This is a genomic window from Sphingobacterium sp. UBA3549, from assembly GCF_002376635.1.
Taxonomy (GTDB): Bacteria; Bacteroidota; Bacteroidia; order Sphingobacteriales; family Sphingobacteriaceae; genus Sphingobacterium.
In genome coordinates this window covers 60,283-78,026 of record NZ_DFOE01000004.1, presented here as the reverse complement: position 1 = coordinate 78,026, position 17,744 = coordinate 60,283, and the positions used below count along the sequence as shown (strand labels likewise).

At 35.5% G+C, this 17,744-nt stretch carries 19 protein-coding genes and 1 tRNA gene; 10 read left to right on the top strand and 10 right to left on the bottom strand.

Annotation, left to right across the window (positions count from 1 at the left end):
- The first annotated feature begins 97 nt into the window (after positions 1-97).
- The 7 genes from B2W36_RS02935 to B2W36_RS02905 all read left to right on the top strand — a co-directional run bounded on the left by B2W36_RS02935 (position 98) and on the right by B2W36_RS02905 (position 6,092).
- Positions 98-520: a hypothetical protein gene (locus B2W36_RS02935; protein ID WP_293886428.1), complete on the top strand. Its 423-nt coding sequence runs from the start codon at positions 98-100 to the stop codon at positions 518-520.
- Positions 521-1,133: 613 nt separating this feature from the next.
- Positions 1,134-2,114, top strand: coding sequence for an NAD(P)H-binding protein (locus tag B2W36_RS02930; protein WP_293886427.1), 981 nt, complete (start codon positions 1,134-1,136; stop codon positions 2,112-2,114).
- The gene (locus B2W36_RS02925) at positions 2,111-2,566 is read left to right on the top strand and encodes a DUF2147 domain-containing protein (protein WP_293886426.1); all 456 of its coding nucleotides are present in this window, start codon (positions 2,111-2,113) and stop codon (positions 2,564-2,566) included. Before B2W36_RS02930 ends, B2W36_RS02925 begins: the two co-directional genes overlap by 4 nt.
- 28 nt (positions 2,567-2,594) lie before the next feature.
- Positions 2,595-3,515: a helix-turn-helix domain-containing protein gene (locus tag B2W36_RS02920; RefSeq protein ID WP_293886425.1), complete on the top strand. Its 921-nt coding sequence runs from the start codon at positions 2,595-2,597 to the stop codon at positions 3,513-3,515.
- Positions 3,516-3,536: 21 nt separating this feature from the next.
- The gene (locus B2W36_RS02915; protein ID WP_293886424.1) at positions 3,537-4,298 is read left to right on the top strand and encodes a hypothetical protein; all 762 of its coding nucleotides are present in this window, start codon (positions 3,537-3,539) and stop codon (positions 4,296-4,298) included.
- Between the two features lie 147 nt (positions 4,299-4,445).
- A complete protein-coding gene (locus tag B2W36_RS02910) occupies positions 4,446-5,297 on the top strand; it encodes a helix-turn-helix domain-containing protein (RefSeq protein ID WP_293886423.1) in 852 nt (283 codons plus the stop codon).
- Positions 5,298-5,327: 30 nt separating this feature from the next.
- Entirely contained in the window at positions 5,328-6,092 is a 765-nt protein-coding gene (locus B2W36_RS02905; protein ID WP_293886422.1) for a siderophore-interacting protein, read from the top strand.
- 242 nt (positions 6,093-6,334) lie between these two features.
- Here B2W36_RS02905 and B2W36_RS02900 read toward each other — a convergent pair whose 3' ends face one another.
- From B2W36_RS02900 to B2W36_RS02885, 4 genes are all read right to left on the bottom strand, one after another.
- Entirely contained in the window at positions 6,335-7,246 is a 912-nt protein-coding gene (locus B2W36_RS02900) for a helix-turn-helix domain-containing protein (protein ID WP_293886421.1), read from the bottom strand.
- Between the two features lie 91 nt (positions 7,247-7,337).
- The gene (locus B2W36_RS02895) at positions 7,338-7,775 is read right to left on the bottom strand and encodes an ester cyclase (protein WP_293886420.1); all 438 of its coding nucleotides are present in this window, start codon (positions 7,773-7,775) and stop codon (positions 7,338-7,340) included.
- Between the two features lie 13 nt (positions 7,776-7,788).
- Complete coding sequence (locus tag B2W36_RS02890; RefSeq protein ID WP_293886419.1) at positions 7,789-8,553, bottom strand: SDR family NAD(P)-dependent oxidoreductase; 765 nt, start codon at positions 8,551-8,553, stop codon at positions 7,789-7,791.
- Between the two features lie 845 nt (positions 8,554-9,398).
- On the bottom strand, positions 9,399-9,809 hold the full coding sequence (locus B2W36_RS02885; RefSeq protein WP_293886418.1) for a winged helix-turn-helix transcriptional regulator: 411 nt from the start codon (positions 9,807-9,809) through the stop codon (positions 9,399-9,401).
- A 121-nt stretch (positions 9,810-9,930) separates the two neighbouring features.
- Here B2W36_RS02885 and B2W36_RS02880 point away from each other — a divergent pair, with 121 nt between their 5' ends.
- Complete coding sequence (locus B2W36_RS02880; protein ID WP_293886417.1) at positions 9,931-10,878, top strand: quinone oxidoreductase family protein; 948 nt, start codon at positions 9,931-9,933, stop codon at positions 10,876-10,878.
- 724 nt (positions 10,879-11,602) lie between these two features.
- Here the strand turns inward: B2W36_RS02880 and B2W36_RS02875 are convergent.
- A tRNA-Ser gene (locus B2W36_RS02875) sits at positions 11,603-11,693 on the bottom strand.
- A 144-nt stretch (positions 11,694-11,837) separates the two neighbouring features.
- On the opposite strand from B2W36_RS02875, the gene B2W36_RS02870 reads away from it, so the two are divergent.
- The gene (locus B2W36_RS02870) at positions 11,838-12,308 is read left to right on the top strand and encodes a GreA/GreB family elongation factor (RefSeq protein WP_293886416.1); all 471 of its coding nucleotides are present in this window, start codon (positions 11,838-11,840) and stop codon (positions 12,306-12,308) included.
- 73 nt (positions 12,309-12,381) lie between these two features.
- A complete protein-coding gene (locus B2W36_RS02865; RefSeq protein WP_293886415.1) occupies positions 12,382-12,894 on the top strand; it encodes a BON domain-containing protein in 513 nt (170 codons plus the stop codon).
- A 73-nt stretch (positions 12,895-12,967) separates the two neighbouring features.
- Here B2W36_RS02865 and B2W36_RS02860 read toward each other — a convergent pair whose 3' ends face one another.
- The 5 genes from B2W36_RS02860 to B2W36_RS02840 form a co-directional block, all read right to left on the bottom strand.
- Positions 12,968-13,693 carry a tRNA threonylcarbamoyladenosine dehydratase gene (locus B2W36_RS02860; RefSeq protein ID WP_293886414.1) on the bottom strand — a complete coding sequence of 242 codons (726 nt, stop codon included), beginning with the start codon at positions 13,691-13,693 and terminating at the stop codon, positions 12,968-12,970.
- A gap of 75 nt (positions 13,694-13,768) precedes the next feature.
- Entirely contained in the window at positions 13,769-14,434 is a 666-nt protein-coding gene (locus B2W36_RS02855; RefSeq protein ID WP_293886413.1) for a TatD family hydrolase, read from the bottom strand.
- 61 nt (positions 14,435-14,495) lie between these two features.
- Positions 14,496-15,782 (bottom strand): anthranilate synthase component I family protein, encoded by a 1,287-nt coding sequence (locus B2W36_RS02850; protein ID WP_293886412.1) that lies wholly within the window; start codon positions 15,780-15,782, stop codon positions 14,496-14,498.
- Between the two features lie 3 nt (positions 15,783-15,785).
- Positions 15,786-17,063 (bottom strand): adenylosuccinate synthase, encoded by a 1,278-nt coding sequence (locus tag B2W36_RS02845; protein WP_209580692.1) that lies wholly within the window; start codon positions 17,061-17,063, stop codon positions 15,786-15,788.
- Positions 17,064-17,190: 127 nt separating this feature from the next.
- Positions 17,191-17,682, bottom strand: a complete 492-nt coding sequence (locus tag B2W36_RS02840; RefSeq protein WP_209580691.1) for a Fur family transcriptional regulator — start codon at positions 17,680-17,682, stop codon at positions 17,191-17,193.
- Positions 17,683-17,744 lie beyond the last annotated feature (62 nt).

Genomic DNA, 17,744 nt, shown 5'->3' with positions numbered 1-17,744 from the left:
TACTTGGTAGGATGGATACAATGAAACAGGTCAAATAGATGCTGTAATCGAGCTACCCCTTTCGCTTAGCTTTCCGATTTCAAGTGGTGATAATAGATTGTACCTTGCTGATACAATAGGAGCTGCATTTGAAATTAAATCAAATATTAATACAAAATGGCAGGAAGCTTTTTCAAAAATTAAGGAGCTTAAGTCTTTAAATCGGTATTCATTGGAAGAAAATAATTATGCTAGACTTGATGATTTGACAATTCCAACATATTTTATTGCTTTCAAGGGGCCTAAAAAAATTAGTACAATTTTTAACCAATTGGAAGCTATTGGAAGTCGTTTTAGCCCAGATGGAATTTGGATAATCGAAAGTGGTGTTTTTTATGGTAGAATACCAGGGGGTAATACTGTATATGAAGTTGAAGATCCTCAAAATGCCATTTTAGCCTTTACAACAGTAATATATAAAGTGTTAAATAATTACTCGAAAAATCAACCAGATTTAAATCGATATCATAAATTGTTATAACTGTCATATAACCTTGTTTTATACGATTCAACGTAAAAGTTTGATTAGAAAGGTGTTAACTATCGTTTTCATTCAGGCCAGTTGTTGCAATAGACAACCTCGATAAAAATGGTCAAATGCGGCAGGGAATTGAAATCAGCTTTATATGTTACTCGTATGATATAATATACATAAGCTGATTAGATATTAAAGGAAATGAAGAAAGGGCAAAGATTGCGGAGGAGGAGAGATTTGAACTTTTTAATTTCTTTAGGTTTATCCTGTTAGCATAAGGTATCAACAAAAACTGCCATGAATTTAGATATTTCATGACAATGTTTTTTAGCGGAGGGAGGAAACTGTACTCACCTCCTCTAGACCATATAAACACACTTTTTTGAGTACTTTCTTATTATTGCCACGAATATGGATTTTTCTCTTGAATCAAAGAACTATCATTCGATATATTAATTTTAGAGTTAACATTTTATTTGATGTAATGCCGTTAATTCATTAGATTTTATTTTTTATAAATAAGGCTTTAAAAGTTTTTGAACACAACATAAGTAGATTTGAACACATACCAAAAAAACAATTTTAAGAAATTTGCATTATAAATTAATATGAAAGCTATATGAAAATTGTTGTGACGGGTTCATTAGGAAATATCAGTAAGCCTCTGCTGGTAGAATTATTAAAACTGGGACATCAGGTTACCGTAGTCAGCAGTTCGGCCAAAAGAACGACTGATATAGAAAAGTTAGGGGCACAGGCGGCTATTGGTAACATTGAAGATCCAATTTTTCTGACTAAAGTGTTTGAAGGTCAGGATGCAGCCTATTGTATGATTCCTCCTTTTAACTTTTTTGGTAATAAGAATTTGGATTACAGGGAAAAGACATTAAAAATTGCTTCTAATTATGTTTATGCAATTAAAAAAGCAGGCATAAAAAAAGTGGTCCATCTAAGCAGTGTGGGTGCAGAAAAGCAGAGTGGGGTAGGTGTTCTTGCTTTTCATCACATTGCAGAAAATACTTTTAAAGAACTACCCTCGGAGGTATCTGTCACGCACCTTCGTCCTGCATCGTTCGATTATAATTTGTATGCCTTTATGGATATGATAAAGGGAAAAGGTTTTTTGAAAGGTTTAATCGGCAAATTACTTTACCTGAAACATTATGGTTTCATAGGACTTCTTAAAGGATACTCAGGAATTATATTGTCAAATTACGGAGGAATTGACAAAATAGCTTGGGTCTCACCCATTGATATTGCGTCTGCTGTTGCAGAAGAAATTAATGGTCAACAAATGGGTAGAAAAATTAGATATGTTGCTAGTGAGGAACTTACGTGTCAGGAAATAGCTTCTATAATTGGACACGAAATCGGAAAGCCTTACTTGAAATGGGTGCTTATTAGCGATAGGCAAATGAGGGATGCATTCGAAAAAATAGGAGCATCAGAAAAGATTTCCGAAGAATTTACAGAAATGAATGCAGCAATGCATAGTGGTAGCCTGTTTGAGGATTACTTTCAAAACAGACCTGATATTCTGGGTAGAATAAAAATAAAAGATTTTGCAAAAGAATTCGCCATTAAATACAAAGAGCAATGATACATACATTTTTAACCATTGTATTACTTTGCTTTTCAACGATCCTATTTTCACAATCGAAATCAGATGACATTTTAGGTATCTGGTACAGTCCGGCAAAACAGGGAAGAGTGCAGATATTAAAAAGTGATCAATATTATTACGGAAAACTGGTTCATTTGGAGCCTTCTGTAGATAATGAGGGAAAATCTGTTTTAGACGTAAATAATCCTGACAAAGAAAAAAGGAAATTGCCATTGGTAGGAATTATTCTATTAAGAGATATTACATTCGATGTAAAGAAAAACAGATGGAAAGGAAAGCTGTACGATTATGATGGGAGAAAGGGCAATACCTATAATTCTTATCTTACTATAACAAAAAACGGCAACCTGAATATTAAAGGATTTATGGGAGTATCAATCTTCGGTTTGAATCCAGGACTTACTTTAGAAAGAGTTAATGTAGAATAATCTTATATTTGAATTTAGCATAACCGTAATGAATTTCCAGCAGCCTTACAGAATAAAAACAATCAAGGAATATCACCAGATATTGGGAGTATCTAATCCTGCACATCCTATGATTAGTGTCATAGACCTATCCGAAATCACACCTTATAAAAGTGAAGAAAGTATTAAGGTGATCTTTGATTTTTACATCATCTCACTCAAAAAGGTGCAAAATGGTGCTGTCCATTATGGCTATGGACAACAAAAGTATGATTTCGATGACGGAATGTTGTTCTTTATATCTCCCAACCAGATATTTTCATTCAGGGCGGATGACGATTTTAAAAGTTCCGGAAGTATGCTGCTCATACATCCTGACTTCTTGTGGGGACATACATTAGCTAAAACGATCAAAAAATATGATTTTTTCAGTTATGCGGTAAACGAAGCTCTTTTTGTTTCCGAAAAGGAAGAGGTTGTCTTGAACAATTTTATGAAGAATATCGAGCAGGAATATCATTCTCATATCGATAAATTCAGTGAGTCGATCATCATCTCTCAGATTGAATCGTTCCTTAATTATTCAGATCGTTTTTACACGCGTCAGTTTCTTACGCGTAAAATATCTGGAGCTCAGATTCTTGATAAACTGGAAACAGCTCTTGACGACTATTTTAATGATGACGATGTCATCACTAAAGGACTGCCAACCGTACAGTATATCGCTGGACTTCTCAATTGTTCTCCCAACTATCTTAGTAATACTTTAAAAATCCTGACCGGTCAAAACACTCAGCAGCACATTCACCAAAAGATCATTGAAAAGGCAAAAGAAAAACTTTCGACGACTACGCTTACTGTTGGCGAAATTGCTTTTGAACTAGGGTTCGAATACCCGCAGTCTTTTAGTAAATTGTTTAAAAGTAAGACCAGTCTTTCTCCGTTGCAATTCCGTGAATCCTTCAATTAATTTTATATTAGCAATTACCATATGATCGAATTTTTAGCAATATTAAAATCAAGAAATGAATGCTTATTTTATTTTGGAGTGCTCTGTTTAATAAGTGCCGCTGTACTGCTGACAATATCAAAATTTAGCAATATTGAGATCAATGGTGTGAATGCATGGTACAAACCAACTAAATTTGCTTTATCAATGGGGATACTTAGTTTGACTATGGGTTGGTATACAGGTTATCTTTCTTATAAATATATCTTTATATACAATTGGTCAGTAATTATTTTTCTTGGATTTGAAGTCATCTACGTCGCACTTCAGGCTTCTCGAGGTCAGTTGTCCCATTATAATGTAAGTTCCACTTTATATACTTCCCTAACTTTTATAATGGCTGTTTCAGCAATAATAGTTACATTATATACGGGATATATTGGTATTCTGTTTTGTACGGAAAATTTTACCGGGCTCCCTGATTATTATCTTTGGGCCATACGTTTAGCTATCTTTCTATTTGTCATATTTGCTTTAGAAGGTGCTGTTATTGGTGCCAATGGCTCACCCCTAGTTGGAGGCGCAGACGGAACTGTAATACCTTTTTTAAACTGGAATCTTACGTATGGCGATCTTCGTATAGCACATTTTGTAGGGATGCATGCTTTGCAAATATTGCCATTACTTGCCTTTTATGTGCTAAAAGATCTTAGGGTGGTAATTTTAATAGCGATAATATATGGTTTGCTATCATTGCTTTTTCTGTTTTCAGCTCTTAATGCCAGGTCATTATTGTCATTATAGTAATATTTAAACAGACTATTCGGATTGTTCACGTTATTTTGAGAAAGGTTTCAAAATTACTTTTAAAATGATAAAGGAGAATTTTTATAATTAAAATAGTGGCTTTTTCTCGTAATCAGTTTTAATATGAATATGTAATAATAAAGTATGTCATTTAACCCGCAAATCATCCCGTTAAATACGTTTCCTGATGTAAAAAGCAAAGGTATAATTATAGAAAAATCTTCTGTAGAAGATCTTGAATTAGATAAGATACGAAAAACTCATAGAGATAACTACCATTTATTTTTTATTTTGGAACAAGGCAGCGGAATCTTTGAAGTAGACTTTAAACAGCTTTCAATTATTTCACCTTCTGTTATCTACATCCGGCCATATCAGGTACATCGGGGCATCTCTTTTAAGGACGGGCATTTTACTGTAATTCTTATAAATGATGAAAACCTAAATCCTGAATATATGGATCTTTTACAGAAGATAGCACCAGCAGGCCCGATATCATTAGGAACCGAAAGCTTGGATTTTTTATCAGATGCCATGGCTGTTTGCTTAAAAATGAAAGATTTTGACAGTATTTTACACTTTTCAATAATGAAAAATAGTTGCAATGCTTTAATAGGACTTATTATTACCGCGTTTTTGAGAAATTATAAGACTACGGATTTAAAAACTCGTTCTGATTTAATTATGAATAATTTTAAATCACTTTTGGAGCAGAAATTTACTATAGAGAAAAGTCCAAAGTTCTATGCTGATCAGTTGAATATATCTATATCCTATTTGAATGAATGCTCCAAAAAGGTAACAGGGGAGACCATTTCTTATCACATTCGGGAAAGAATAATTCTGGAGGCAAAACGTCTATTGTTTCATTCCTCAAAATCAGTTAAAGAAATCGCGTATCATCTGGGATATGAAGATTATTCGTATTTCTCTCGTCTATTTAATAAATCAACCGGAATGACTGCTCTGAGATTTAGAAAGAAAAGCTTTGAATAGTCCTATACTTACTCTCTTCAATCCATTTTAATGCTTGGATTTCTTGGTTTCTTTGTATCAAAAATTAAAGATATGCCAACAGCACCAAAATGGCTCAATGATGCCCTTGAAAAAATAGCACCCTCCTTTATTCGAATGGTAAAGGTGGAAAATTGTAAATATCTTAATCCTTATCTGAAGAAAGTACGTTTAAAAGGAGATTTTACGTCTTTAGATTTTTCTCCTGGATTCACGATCTCATTTCGCGTTACTCCCACAGAGTCACGTCACTATACCGTTTCCCATGCAGACGATTCAAAAAAATACATTGAATTTATAGCCCATCTGCACGGAAATGCGGTTGGAGCATCTTATATTAATAATCTTCAGGCCGATAATCAAAAAATAAAGCTCGCGGTCTTAGGGAGCGGGAAGCAGTATGATTCAAATGTTGAAAAACAGCTTATTTTTGGAGATGAAACATCCCTAAGTTTAATGCTTAGTTTTTTACCTCTACTGAAGAAAAATAATCATCAATTCATGTTTTATATAGAACTGGAAAATTTAAATAAAACTATACCTGCGGAAATTGGTCTATGTAATTACACAATTTTCTCGAAAAAGGATGCGTTTAGTAGTGTAGAAAGTATACAGCAATTACCCTTACTGAATGATTCTTCCTGGTCAGATGCAAATATAATACTGACAGGAAATATCAAGTCAATCCAAAACTTTAGAAAAGCTTTGAAGTTAAATGACCATAGGGGTAAAATCTTTGTTAAAGGATATTGGCTTGAAGGTAGAAAAGGATTATAATTGTAGGTGCTATGAAATACAAATTCATAAAGCACTTTAATATACAGATGTAGTGAATTAAATATAGCAATACTTATGACATTCAGATTATGAGATATTTAGGAAAATCCTGACGGTATCATTATTAATACCGAAGATGATTATAACAACGATTATATTACAATAATAATCGATACTACCAAAATGTATGAACTCAATAACTAGGTGTAATTCAACTTTACTTTCAACAGAAGCGGTTGTTTTTAATTAAATAATTTCCGAAACTCCAATGGTGAAGCATTAGTCTTCAACTTAAATAGCTTGCTGAAGGATTGAGGATGTTCAAATCCGAGCTCGTATGCGATCTCACTCACTGAAAGATTGGTGGTAGATAATTTCTCTTTCGCTTTGTCAATCAGTTTACTATGTATATGTTCCTGAGCATTTTTACCCGTGAGTTGTTTAAGCATACTGCTTAGATAATCGGATGAAATACCCATAGCATCCGCAATATTTTTGACAGAAAGAAGACCATCTTTTGATTGTTGAGTAGAAGAGAAATAAGAATTTAAAAAATTCTCTACTCTGGTCAACATTTGATGGCTGCTAATTTTTCTTGTTATAAATTGTCGGTTGTAGAATCGTTCACAATATTTGAGCAATAGTTCGATCTGAGATACAATCAAACCTTGAGAGAAGCTGTCAATGTTAGTACAATATTCTTGCCTTATGTTTTCAAAAATAGAAAGAATAATTGTTTCTTCCCTATTGGAAAGAAACAGCGCCTCATGAATTGAATAATCAAAAAAAGAATATTTAGTAATATGCTGCGCAAGAGGAGATCCCCACAAAAAATCAGGATGAATTTGCAAAAGATAACCGGATCCGTTGATTAATGAATCCGGTTCTCTTTCTATTCTTAGCACCTGCCCCGGCGCTATAAAAGACATCAAACCTTCGTCAAAATCGTAAATTTGTTGTCCATAATGAAGCTTGGAGCTGACATCCCGCTTTAAAGCGATCGAATAAAAATCCATAACAAGATTCACATCTTGTGAATCTTTGTTAAACTGCAGCAGCGAATAATCAACAAGGCTGATCAATGGGTGCTCAGGTTGGGGAAGTTTTCTGTAACGGTGGTACTCTGTAATGGATTTTATTCTTACGATTTCCATAGATGTAAATTTAAAGCTTTATTGATCTATTACAAACCAACCATATTGGAAAAAGCACGTTTTATCAAGATACCGACAAGAAGTAGGTGATTTAGGATGTCTTTTTTTTCATTAATAGTCCAAACCAGTCCTCCAAATGCCAGGTATGGGTGAGTTTTCCATCTTTTAAATAATGAAATTCGTGTAATGATACTGAAACTTTCTGATGAGTTGGCGGAATACCCATAATTTCGTTATCATGAGTAAATTCCATTGATGCTCTTACCGCTGCCCGTTCGTGGGTGCCAAAAATTTCGTGAATAACGACCTCAATATCAGGGCAGAGTTCAAACAGATGATTCATAATTTCCTGAAGACCTTTTGGCCCGTCTTGTTGACCGGGAGCAAGAGGTATATCTTTCCAGTCCGGCGTGCAGATTTCATCTAATATTACAGGGTTTTTCAACTTAAATGCTCCATAAAATTTGTTGATTGTATCTATTTCTGTTTCTGTTAATACCTTAACAAGATCAATTTCTTGATTTTCCATTTTTATTTAGGTTTTAAAGATTAGAACCTCCGGAGATCTCAATGCGTTGGGCGTTTATCCAACCTGCGGCATCGCTGCATAAGAAAGCAACAACTCCACCGATATCTTCAGGAAGGCCCACTCTTCCCAAAGCAGTTTGAGAAGCTAAATGTTGGTTAATTTCAGCATTATCCCGAACAGCACCTCCCATAATATCCGTCTCAATCGCTCCGGGAGCAATCACATTCACCCTGATGTTCCTTTTGCCTAATTCCTGAGCCTGGTATTTGCTTAAAGTTTCTATTGCACTCTTCAATGCTGCATATGCTGCAAAACCTGGTGTTACAAAACGTGTGAGACCCGATGATACATTCACAATGCCACCGAATGAATTGATTTGGGGTAAAAGTTTTTGAGTGAGGAAAAACGGACCTCTGAGGTGTACATTTTGCATTTCAGTGAACTGCTCTTCAGAAAGATTTTGAAATTCTGCATAATGGATAAATCCAGCATTGTTGATCAGAAAATCAAAACTTTCTGTATTTAATTGATGCTGCATTTCGTATTTTAAATCTTTAATAAACCCATCGAAACTGTAAGAATCTGAAACATCGAGCTTTAATGCAATCCCCTGTTGTCCAAGCTCGTTAATTTGTTTAATCACTTCTTCGGCAGCTTCTTTTTGGCTATTGTAGGTAAAAATGATATCCAATCCATTTTTAGCAAGACTCAACACCATATCCTTTCCAAGACCACGGCTTCCACCGGTAACGAGTGCAATTTTGTTTTTTGATGACATACTTATTTTTTTTAAAATTTATCTTAGGCAAAGGTAAAGTGACAATTGACAAAATACGTATCCAAAACCTTTGTGGTTGTAGCCAAAAGCCTATACTTACACTTTGTTTCTTCGTATTTTTGATTTAATCTCTTGTTATGTTTATTAGGTTTGAAAGCAACTGTCTAGATTGAAAGCATGAAACCGTTCAGGACGTCTCATTACCCGCTTTCTTTCATTTCAAAATTGGATAGGTTGATGGACGTTAAAATCCGCATTTACAATGGAGTTTTACAGATCTAATTTTATATTTAATCAATGTTATGATGTGGATTAGAATTGATGGGTCAAAGTCAGTTTTCAGTTGCTTATCCTACATAAAAGGGTTATAGTTTTAAAATCTATAAGAACGATTTTAAAGCTATTAAACAATTTAACAAATTAGTTAATCAGGAAAATTAAAAATGTTTCTTGGGAGCTACAGGCACGTACATCGCTTTTTAAAACTATGTGCTGCAGGAAGCACTTATGCTTGTTACCGTGGTAAATCTTAAACAGATTAATCACTTTGCTAAGATGAAGTTTATTGTCGCAAAAACTTATAATTTTGAAACTACTCATAACAACCGATCTACTTTGCCGAGAGCGTAACTTATATTAAAACAACGGAAATTTTATGGGATAGACAGTAAGCATGGTTTATATTTAATAATTTGCGATATCATTAAGGTGTAAAATTTGAATAGGTCGGCTAGTAACATTTGTAGTTTTAAACCCAGTAGATTCATTCAATATTGATAAGTTACAATGCAATTATTTAAATATATGATTTATTAAATAATTGCGGCACAAAACTCCGTTACCCTCTATAAATCATTTTTTGTGCCGAATTGTATAAATTCTGCCATTGTATGTTCTGTAGCATTGCGTCCTGTTAATATTGTACGATGTGCAACTCCAACAATTGAAAGTTCTTTAAGAAGTTTCTCTAGACTTTTTCCGTGATCGGAAAGACTGTATTCAACTTTTCCGTTCTGATTGATTGACGCTTTTCGCCTAACAACCAGTTGCTGCTCCAGACGCTTTAAACAATCCGACAATACCTTTGAAGATATTCCAGAAATTTCTCTTTTTAGTTCTGCAAAACCCAAATTTTTTCTAACTAATAAAGCCATTATTATAATCGGAATCCACTTTCCGGAAAGCAATTCTAGTGCGTCATGTATCGCTAATGATGTTTGCTTACATTGTGAATGTATTTCAGTTTTATCTATCATATTTATACATAACAAAGTTAAAGATTTTTAATATAGTAACCTATAAGTAACAGGTAACCTAATGGTTACTTCAATATATTTCAGCGAATAAATAATTTAGCTTTGTATTAAATTTAAAAATATGAAAGCTATAAAAGTCAATAAGTTTGGCTCATCAGAAGTACTTATCTATAGTGATGAGTCAAGACCTACGGTTGCAGATAATGAAGTATTAATCAAGATCGAAGCAGCGGGAATAGGCCGTGTCGATATATCTGCCAGACAGGGCCATTACGCCCCACTATCAACGCCTGGCTTTATTCCTGGAATTGAAGTAGCAGGGGAAGTTGTACTATTGGGAAAAGATGTAGATAAAAAATGGTTGGGCAAAAAAGTATTTGCACGCGTTTTTAGTGGAGGATATGCTGAAGAGATTTCCTTATCCGTTGCCTCTTTAGTTGAAATACCTAAAAATTTAACAACTATAGAAGCTATTGCCTTTGGGGTAAATGCATTGGTAGCATCATTTAGCTTGGACTTAAGCGGACTGGGGAATGGGGATCGTTTATTAATAAGAGGTGCTAGTGGAGGTATAGGTTCTGTGGCAGCATTAATTGCTAAGGCCATGGGAATTCATGTCACGGCAGCAATTCGTTCAGAGTCGAAAAAAGAATATTTAGAACAGCTTGGTATTAAGGATTTTTTACTGGCACAAGATATAGCGGATTCAACTTTAAAATATCATGCGATTCTTGATTTAGTACTTGGAGGAGGTATAGATGCTTGCGTAAATTTACTAGAAAAAAACGGTAATTACATTATTGCAGGAGGATCAGGTGGAAGTCCTGAAATAGATTTTGGAATGTCATTTTTAAAAAGGGTGCACCTATCATTAAGCCTACACATATTCAGCCTTAATGCTTTCTCTGACACTAAGATTGGAGAACGTATGACTCATATATTTAAGCTCATTACTGATCATCAATTAAGAGCTCCTATCCATAAGATATTTTCACTGAAAGAAGCTATAAAGGCGCATGATTTTATGGAATCTGGTGATGTTTTTGGCAAAATTATACTGACGACTTAATTAATTATAACCAAATTTTATTCAGTTAATAATTAGACATACCTGTACTGTACTTCGGCCTAATTAGCTGGAGACCTATCATTAATTAAATTTAGATAAAAAAACATTTCTAAATTGAGTAAACAGACTTTTTAGAAATGTTTTATATTATTTCTATAAATAAATGATGTTATGCGAAATTTAAATTTTGCTGAATTGGCGAATGTATTTTAGAAAATACTAATGGAATGGAAGTTGAGTTTAATATCCTACTTAATCTTTCAAATGCACGATCTACTCCATAAATTGTTAGTCTTTTACTTTAACCTCCACTACCAACAAGACAATTATCTTGAATGATAAAAAGTGGCACAATATAAATATTGTATAAAATATTTATTACTAAAAAGTCAGTAATACTAAATAGCACGGGTAAACAACTAATTATCTATTATGTTTTATATTTTTAAATACATTTTAAATTTTCATTATTTAGTACCTTGATTTCATGACATTTAATAAGGGTGGAGAAGAGGGTTGCATGTAAACTTAGGTTAAAATATCGGCTTCAGATCCTTAAAGTAATACTTCAGCATAACTGTCATGAGTATAGATTTTCATGGCATTTTTTTTTGCGGAGGAAGAGATTCGAACCTTATGGGTCAAAGCCGCTTCCAGTGCGTATTTTATATTGCTAAAAACAAAAATGCCACAAATAGCGATTATTCGTGGCATTTGTATCATTTGGCGGAAAGGGAGGGATTCGAACCCTCGATACAGTCATCCCGTATACAGTCTTTCCAGGACTGCTCATTCGACCACTCTGACACCTTTCCGTGTTTCAGTGCACAAATGTAGCAATTTTTTGAGTTATTGCAACTTTATTCGTACAATTTACCGTTCACTTTATTATATTCTATTGACAGTAAGCGTATTGTTTTTATTTTTTTTGGAATAAAACTTATTGCTTAATTTTCGGGATGACAAATAATTATTTCGACACCAAACACGAGCTTCTCGAAATAGCGCTAAAACGTACTAACGATCGGATTTCAATGATAGCATCTGCTTTGGAAACAGCAAGAGACTCGAGCACCGATGACACTAAAAGTAGCGCTGGTGACAAATATGAAACTTCACGCGAAATGATTCAGCAGGATATCAATCGTTACCAAAAGCAACTTCTGGAAGCTAATAAAGACTTACAACAACTACTCAACATACAACCTGTAATCCGTAATGAAACACCCATTGCTCGAGCAGGATCGCTCGTTCAAACTGATGTGGGCTTTTACTTTATTGCAACAAGTATTGGAGCGGTGAAAGTAGGGGATAGTACGATCTTCATCATCTCGCCGTTATCGCCCATCGGACAGCTACTTATCGGAAAGAAAACAGGAGATAGTTTTGTATTTAACACTGTCAACCAAAAAGTGAATGCAATTTATTAGGTAGTTAAAAGCTTAAAAATTAAACAATAGTGCGCTTCATCTGTTCTTATAAAGTACAGATATGACGAATGACATGAAATTAAATAAATTATTTTTAACCCTATCAGTAGGAGCTTTATCCTTAATTCACGCTTGTAGATCGCCCGAATCGGACGAAAAACTCAAATCAACAATCCAAGCGGCCTTAGAAAATACGCCTGGTATCGAAGTGAATGTTGAAGAAGGAAATGTTACGCTGGATGGACAGATTGGTTCTGATTCGCTTAAACAGCATATAGAAGACAAAACGAAAATGGCAGGTGGGGAAAATATAAAATCCATTCATAACAATATCATGGTTAACCTCCCTGAACCTGAAGACGCGCGTGAAAAATATCATGAAATTATTGGTGGAGCGGTTGATTCTACCTTGACGAGGGATGTCAACCTGGTTCTGGAAGATTTTCCTACTATTACCGCTCAGGTTAAGGAGGGAATTATCGTAGCAACTGGGAATCTTGAAAAATCAAAAATAGATACACTTAGGAAAAGATTAGAACATATCAAGCCTAAAGGTATTGATATGAAAGGGGTTATTAGCCGCTAATATCTTATAAAGGAAGCCAACCAAATTTGATGGATAGCTTCCTTTACTTCATATGTCTATTTATACAACCAAGTTACACATTTTCGATCAAATCTCGTATAGCAACTGATGCTATCGCCCCACCAAACGCTGCAGGTAAATAAGACATTGTTCCATAAGCTGATTTTTTAAAATTACTCCCATCAGTATACAGCAAAGAATCCTTATTGGGCAATTCGGTTGAAAAGGCTACTTTAACACCGTCCCGAATACCATGTTTCCGCAATTTCTTACGAATGTGATGCGCCAGTTTACAGTTATACGATTTACCAATATCGTCAATTTTGATCTTTGTGGGATCCACTTTTCCTCCTGCACCCATTGAACTCACAAAAGGTATATTGGCCTCCAACGCTCTTCGAATGAAAAATAGTTTAGGTGTAATACTATCAATAGCTTCTACGCAGTAGTCCGGAGACAATTCCAATAATGCAGGTATCTTTTCTGGAATGATAAAATCCTGTATTACCGTCAAGTCTAATTCGGGATTTATCGCTAACAATCGTTGACGCATAATCTCAGCTTTCGCCTCGCCATGATTGGTAGCCAAGGCTGGAAGTTGTCTATTACGGTTGGACGGATCTACTGTATCTCCATCGATGATGGTCATTTTCCCCACACCCGCCCGGCATATAAATTCTGCTGCAAATGACCCCACACCGCCTAATCCCAATACCATCACATGCGAATTCGCTAATTTTTCAATCGCCGCTCGACCAATTAATGCTTCGGTACGTGACAGCCAACTTAAATCTTTCATTTATTTAATTCAATTTTTTATTTCATGATGAAGCCCGCGTATTTCATTCAATAGGAATAAACACAATATGCTGGCTTATTTATTAAATACTTTCTTATAATTCTGATATATAATGCATTTTAGCTCTTCCACTGCTATCGATCTCACCTGAGCTACGTAGCAATAAAGGGCATTAATTTCTATCATCGTATCTGTATCTGTCTCTAGAAACAGATGACAGAGTGAAATATGTTGTAAAAGCTCATCCTGACTTCCATTCAGACAATGTTGGCCAATGGATAAATAATAACCTTTGCGTATTAATTGTTGACCCAAAATCCAATTTTTACGATATCCATGAAAAATAACAGGTTCTTTAAAATCTAATCTTTTCAGGCTGCTTACGATCTCCTCAAAAGCGCGCACACAATGAATGATTAGCGGCTTCTGATATTTTTGGGCTAAGCAAACCTGTTTATCAAAGATAGACTGCTGATCAGTGAGGGGAATTTCTATCGTTTTGTCTATACCGCATTCACCTATAGCTAAAACTTGCTTTCGTTCTAATGCGTTGGCCATTAATCCTAAATCGTGTTCAGTATTCCCATTGATATACCATGGGTGCAAACCTACTGAACAATCGACCTCAGTAACGAGCTCTGAATGGTTCAACGCAACATTCTTTATAGAACGAACTTCGAGCGCGCTGACCGGATAATTCCGATGCGTATGTAAATCGATATAGGGAATCTGTGAAGCCAACGGAACAAAGGTCGAAAAAATACTTGAAGCAAAAAATATTCTCTACAAAATTAGTATAGTTTTATTCGTCCAAGCTAGTCCCCAACGCTTTCAGGACGGCGGAAGCTTTCAAAAGACACTCTTGATACTCGTGTTCGGCATCCGCCTGATTAGTAACCGCTCCTCCAGTATGAAAAGAAAGGTACCTTTTTTGTTTATTGTAAAGTAATGAACGGATAACGACGTTAAAATCAAATTCATCACGTACAGTATCAAAATAACCAATAGATCCAGCATAGATACCACGCTTCCGGGCTTCAAGCTGATCGCAAATCTGCATTGCAGCAATTTTAGGAGCACCGGTCATTGAACCTGCAGGAAAAGTATTTCTAATGACGTCCACATTGGCAACATGCGGTGCCTGAACGCAGGTAATGGTCGAAATCATTTGATGCACCTGTTTAAATGACTGGATCTCAAAAAGGCGGGTAGCTTCCACAGTTCCGGGTAAAGCGCTACGCGTTAAATCATTACGAACCAAGTCTACAATCATCACATTTTCTGCAATTTCTTTTTTTGATCTCAACATGTCAGCAATAATTTCTTGGTCTTCTATTGCATTCGTTCCCCTTTTCGCAGTACCTTTAATAGGTTGAGAAATCAACTTTCCTTGTTGTTTCGCTAAAAATCGTTCGGGGGAAGCGCTCATGATAAAATGATGCCCTAACTTGAAAAATGAACTAAATGGAGTAGGTGATATGGAATTCAAACGATGATAGACTTCAAAGGGAGAAACATCAGCATTTTCAGCAAAAAATTCCTGACAAAGGTTTACTTCATAGATATCTCCACGCTGAATATGTGCCTGTACATTTTCAAAAGCTTCGGTATATTCGCTTTTTGTCCAGCGCGATTGCACATGCACAGCAATTGGGAACGCCTCAGGGATCTGAGTATCGGAAATAGCCTGATAAATTGCAACAGGATCTTCCGCTTCAATATGCACCTGATCACCAGTCCATCGAATCGTAATTGCCGGCACAAAAAAATAAGCTTCCGGAAACTCGAGCTCATCCTTTCCCGTAGTTTGCAATTCTTCGATCTCATTCTTAAGATCATAGGAAAGAAATCCAGGTATAAATTCAGATCGATGTAATTTCAAAAAAGCATTGAGCCCGTCAAATACATTTTGATTTGCGCGGAACGAATACAATGCCTTGACAGCCATTACCTGTTCAAATTTGCCCCATTGATCGGACATCCCATTACTATTAAAGAAAGAAATTTCATCAAATTGCCCCGACCAGTGTAGGGCTTTTTGATGAAATTTATCTTTAGAATCGAGAAGAGCAAAACTTTCGATCCGCATAGTTTATTTCGATAAAGCTAATGTTTGTTTACGATCAGGGCCTACCGATAGGATTGTAATAGGCACTTCAAGAGCTTTCTCTAAATAAGAAATATAATTTTTTAATGCTTCAGGTATTTCCTGTTCAGATGTAATACCGGTCAAATCTTGTTTCCAGCCGTCAATTTCTTCCAAAATAGGCTCCGCTTGATGTGTGATAATTTCATAAGGCATATAATCAATCACTTCACCGTTATATTTGTAGTGCGTACAGGCGTAGATTTTATCGAAAGTATCTAATACATCAGCCTTCATCATAATCAGGTCTGTAACGCCATTCAACATAATCGCATACTTCAAAGCTGGAATATCAATCCAACCAGTACGACGGGCACGGCCTGTAGTCGCTCCAAATTCATGCCCCAGTTGACGTAATTTCTCACCAGTCTCATCATGAAGTTCAGTAGGGAAGGGACCGCCACCCACACGAGTAGCATAGGCTTTAAAGATACCGTATACTTTACCAATTTTATTTGGCGCAATACCAAGTCCTGTACAAGCTCCTGCTGTAGTGGTGTTAGAGGAAGTAACAAAAGGGTAAGAACCGAAATCAACATCCAAAAGTGTGCCTTGCGCTCCCTCAGCCAACACGCGTTTACCTTCTTTCAAATATTGATTCACCAAATGTTCTGAATCCACATGTGGAATCGACTTAATAAATTCGATAGCATCTAAAAATGCTTTCTCTTTCTCACTAAAATCTGGTATATCACCATAATGTGAAAGAATATTAAGATGTTTTTCTTTCAACTTCTGGTAACGCTCCTGAAAATCTGGAAGCGTTGTATCACCTACACGTAAACCGTTTCTACCGGTTTTATCCATATAAGTTGGCCCAATACCTTTTAGCGTAGATCCAATTTTTCCTGCACCCATATTTGATTCTGAGGCAGCATCCAATAATTGGTGTGTCGGCAGAATAAGGTGTGCTTTGCGCGCTAAAACCAAATTGCCTTTACCCACCGGATCAAAACCAGCTGTCTTTAGATTGTCTAACTCTCTTTTTAAGATAATCGGATCGATAACGACACCATTACCTATAAGATTTAGTGTACCTTCATTGAAGATACCAGATGGAATTGTGTTGAGTACGAATTTCTTGTTATCGAATTCCAACGTGTGTCCGGCGTTAGGGCCGCCTTGGAAACGAGCGATCAAATCGTATTTCGGACAAAATACGTCTACGATTTTACCTTTACCCTCGTCACCCCATTGTAAGCCCAAAAGCACATCAACTTGCATAGCTTTTAAAGTATAGTAATTAAATGTTATTAATAAAAATAGACTCTATTTAAAAATAAAATGTTCAGGAATTTTTCTCCTGAACATTCCTGAACAAATGTACTATTATATTTAAGAAAATATAAGATTAATTTGAAATAGCTGTGTGCACTACAGCCTCTTCTTTTTTGTTCTTAAGTTGACAGTCTTGACACACGCCATACAAATTGAGCGAGTGGTGCTTAATGTCAAATTTTAAAAGATCTCCCATCAGACTCTGAATTTGGTTGATGCGAGGATCACAAAACTCAACCACCTTATTGCACTCAATGCAGATCACGTGATCGTGCTGTTTGAAACCATAAGATTTTTCAAATTGCGCCATGTTCCGGCCAAACTGGTGCTTTGTAACCAGATCGCAAGACACCAAAAGTTCTAGGGTATTATAAACTGTAGCACGACTGACACGGTATTTTTTGTTCTTCATATGGATATATAAAGACTCTACATCAAAATGGTCGGTACGTGAATAAATCTCTTCCAAGATCGCATAGCGCTCTGGTGTTTTTCTTAGATTTTTGTTCTCTAAGTAGGCCTCGAAGATTTTTTTTACAGTTGCAAAATTTTCAGCTTGATTCATAGTAAAAATATTCTTGTACAAATTTACCAATTAGGATTGATATTTCCGCTATTAAAAATAGG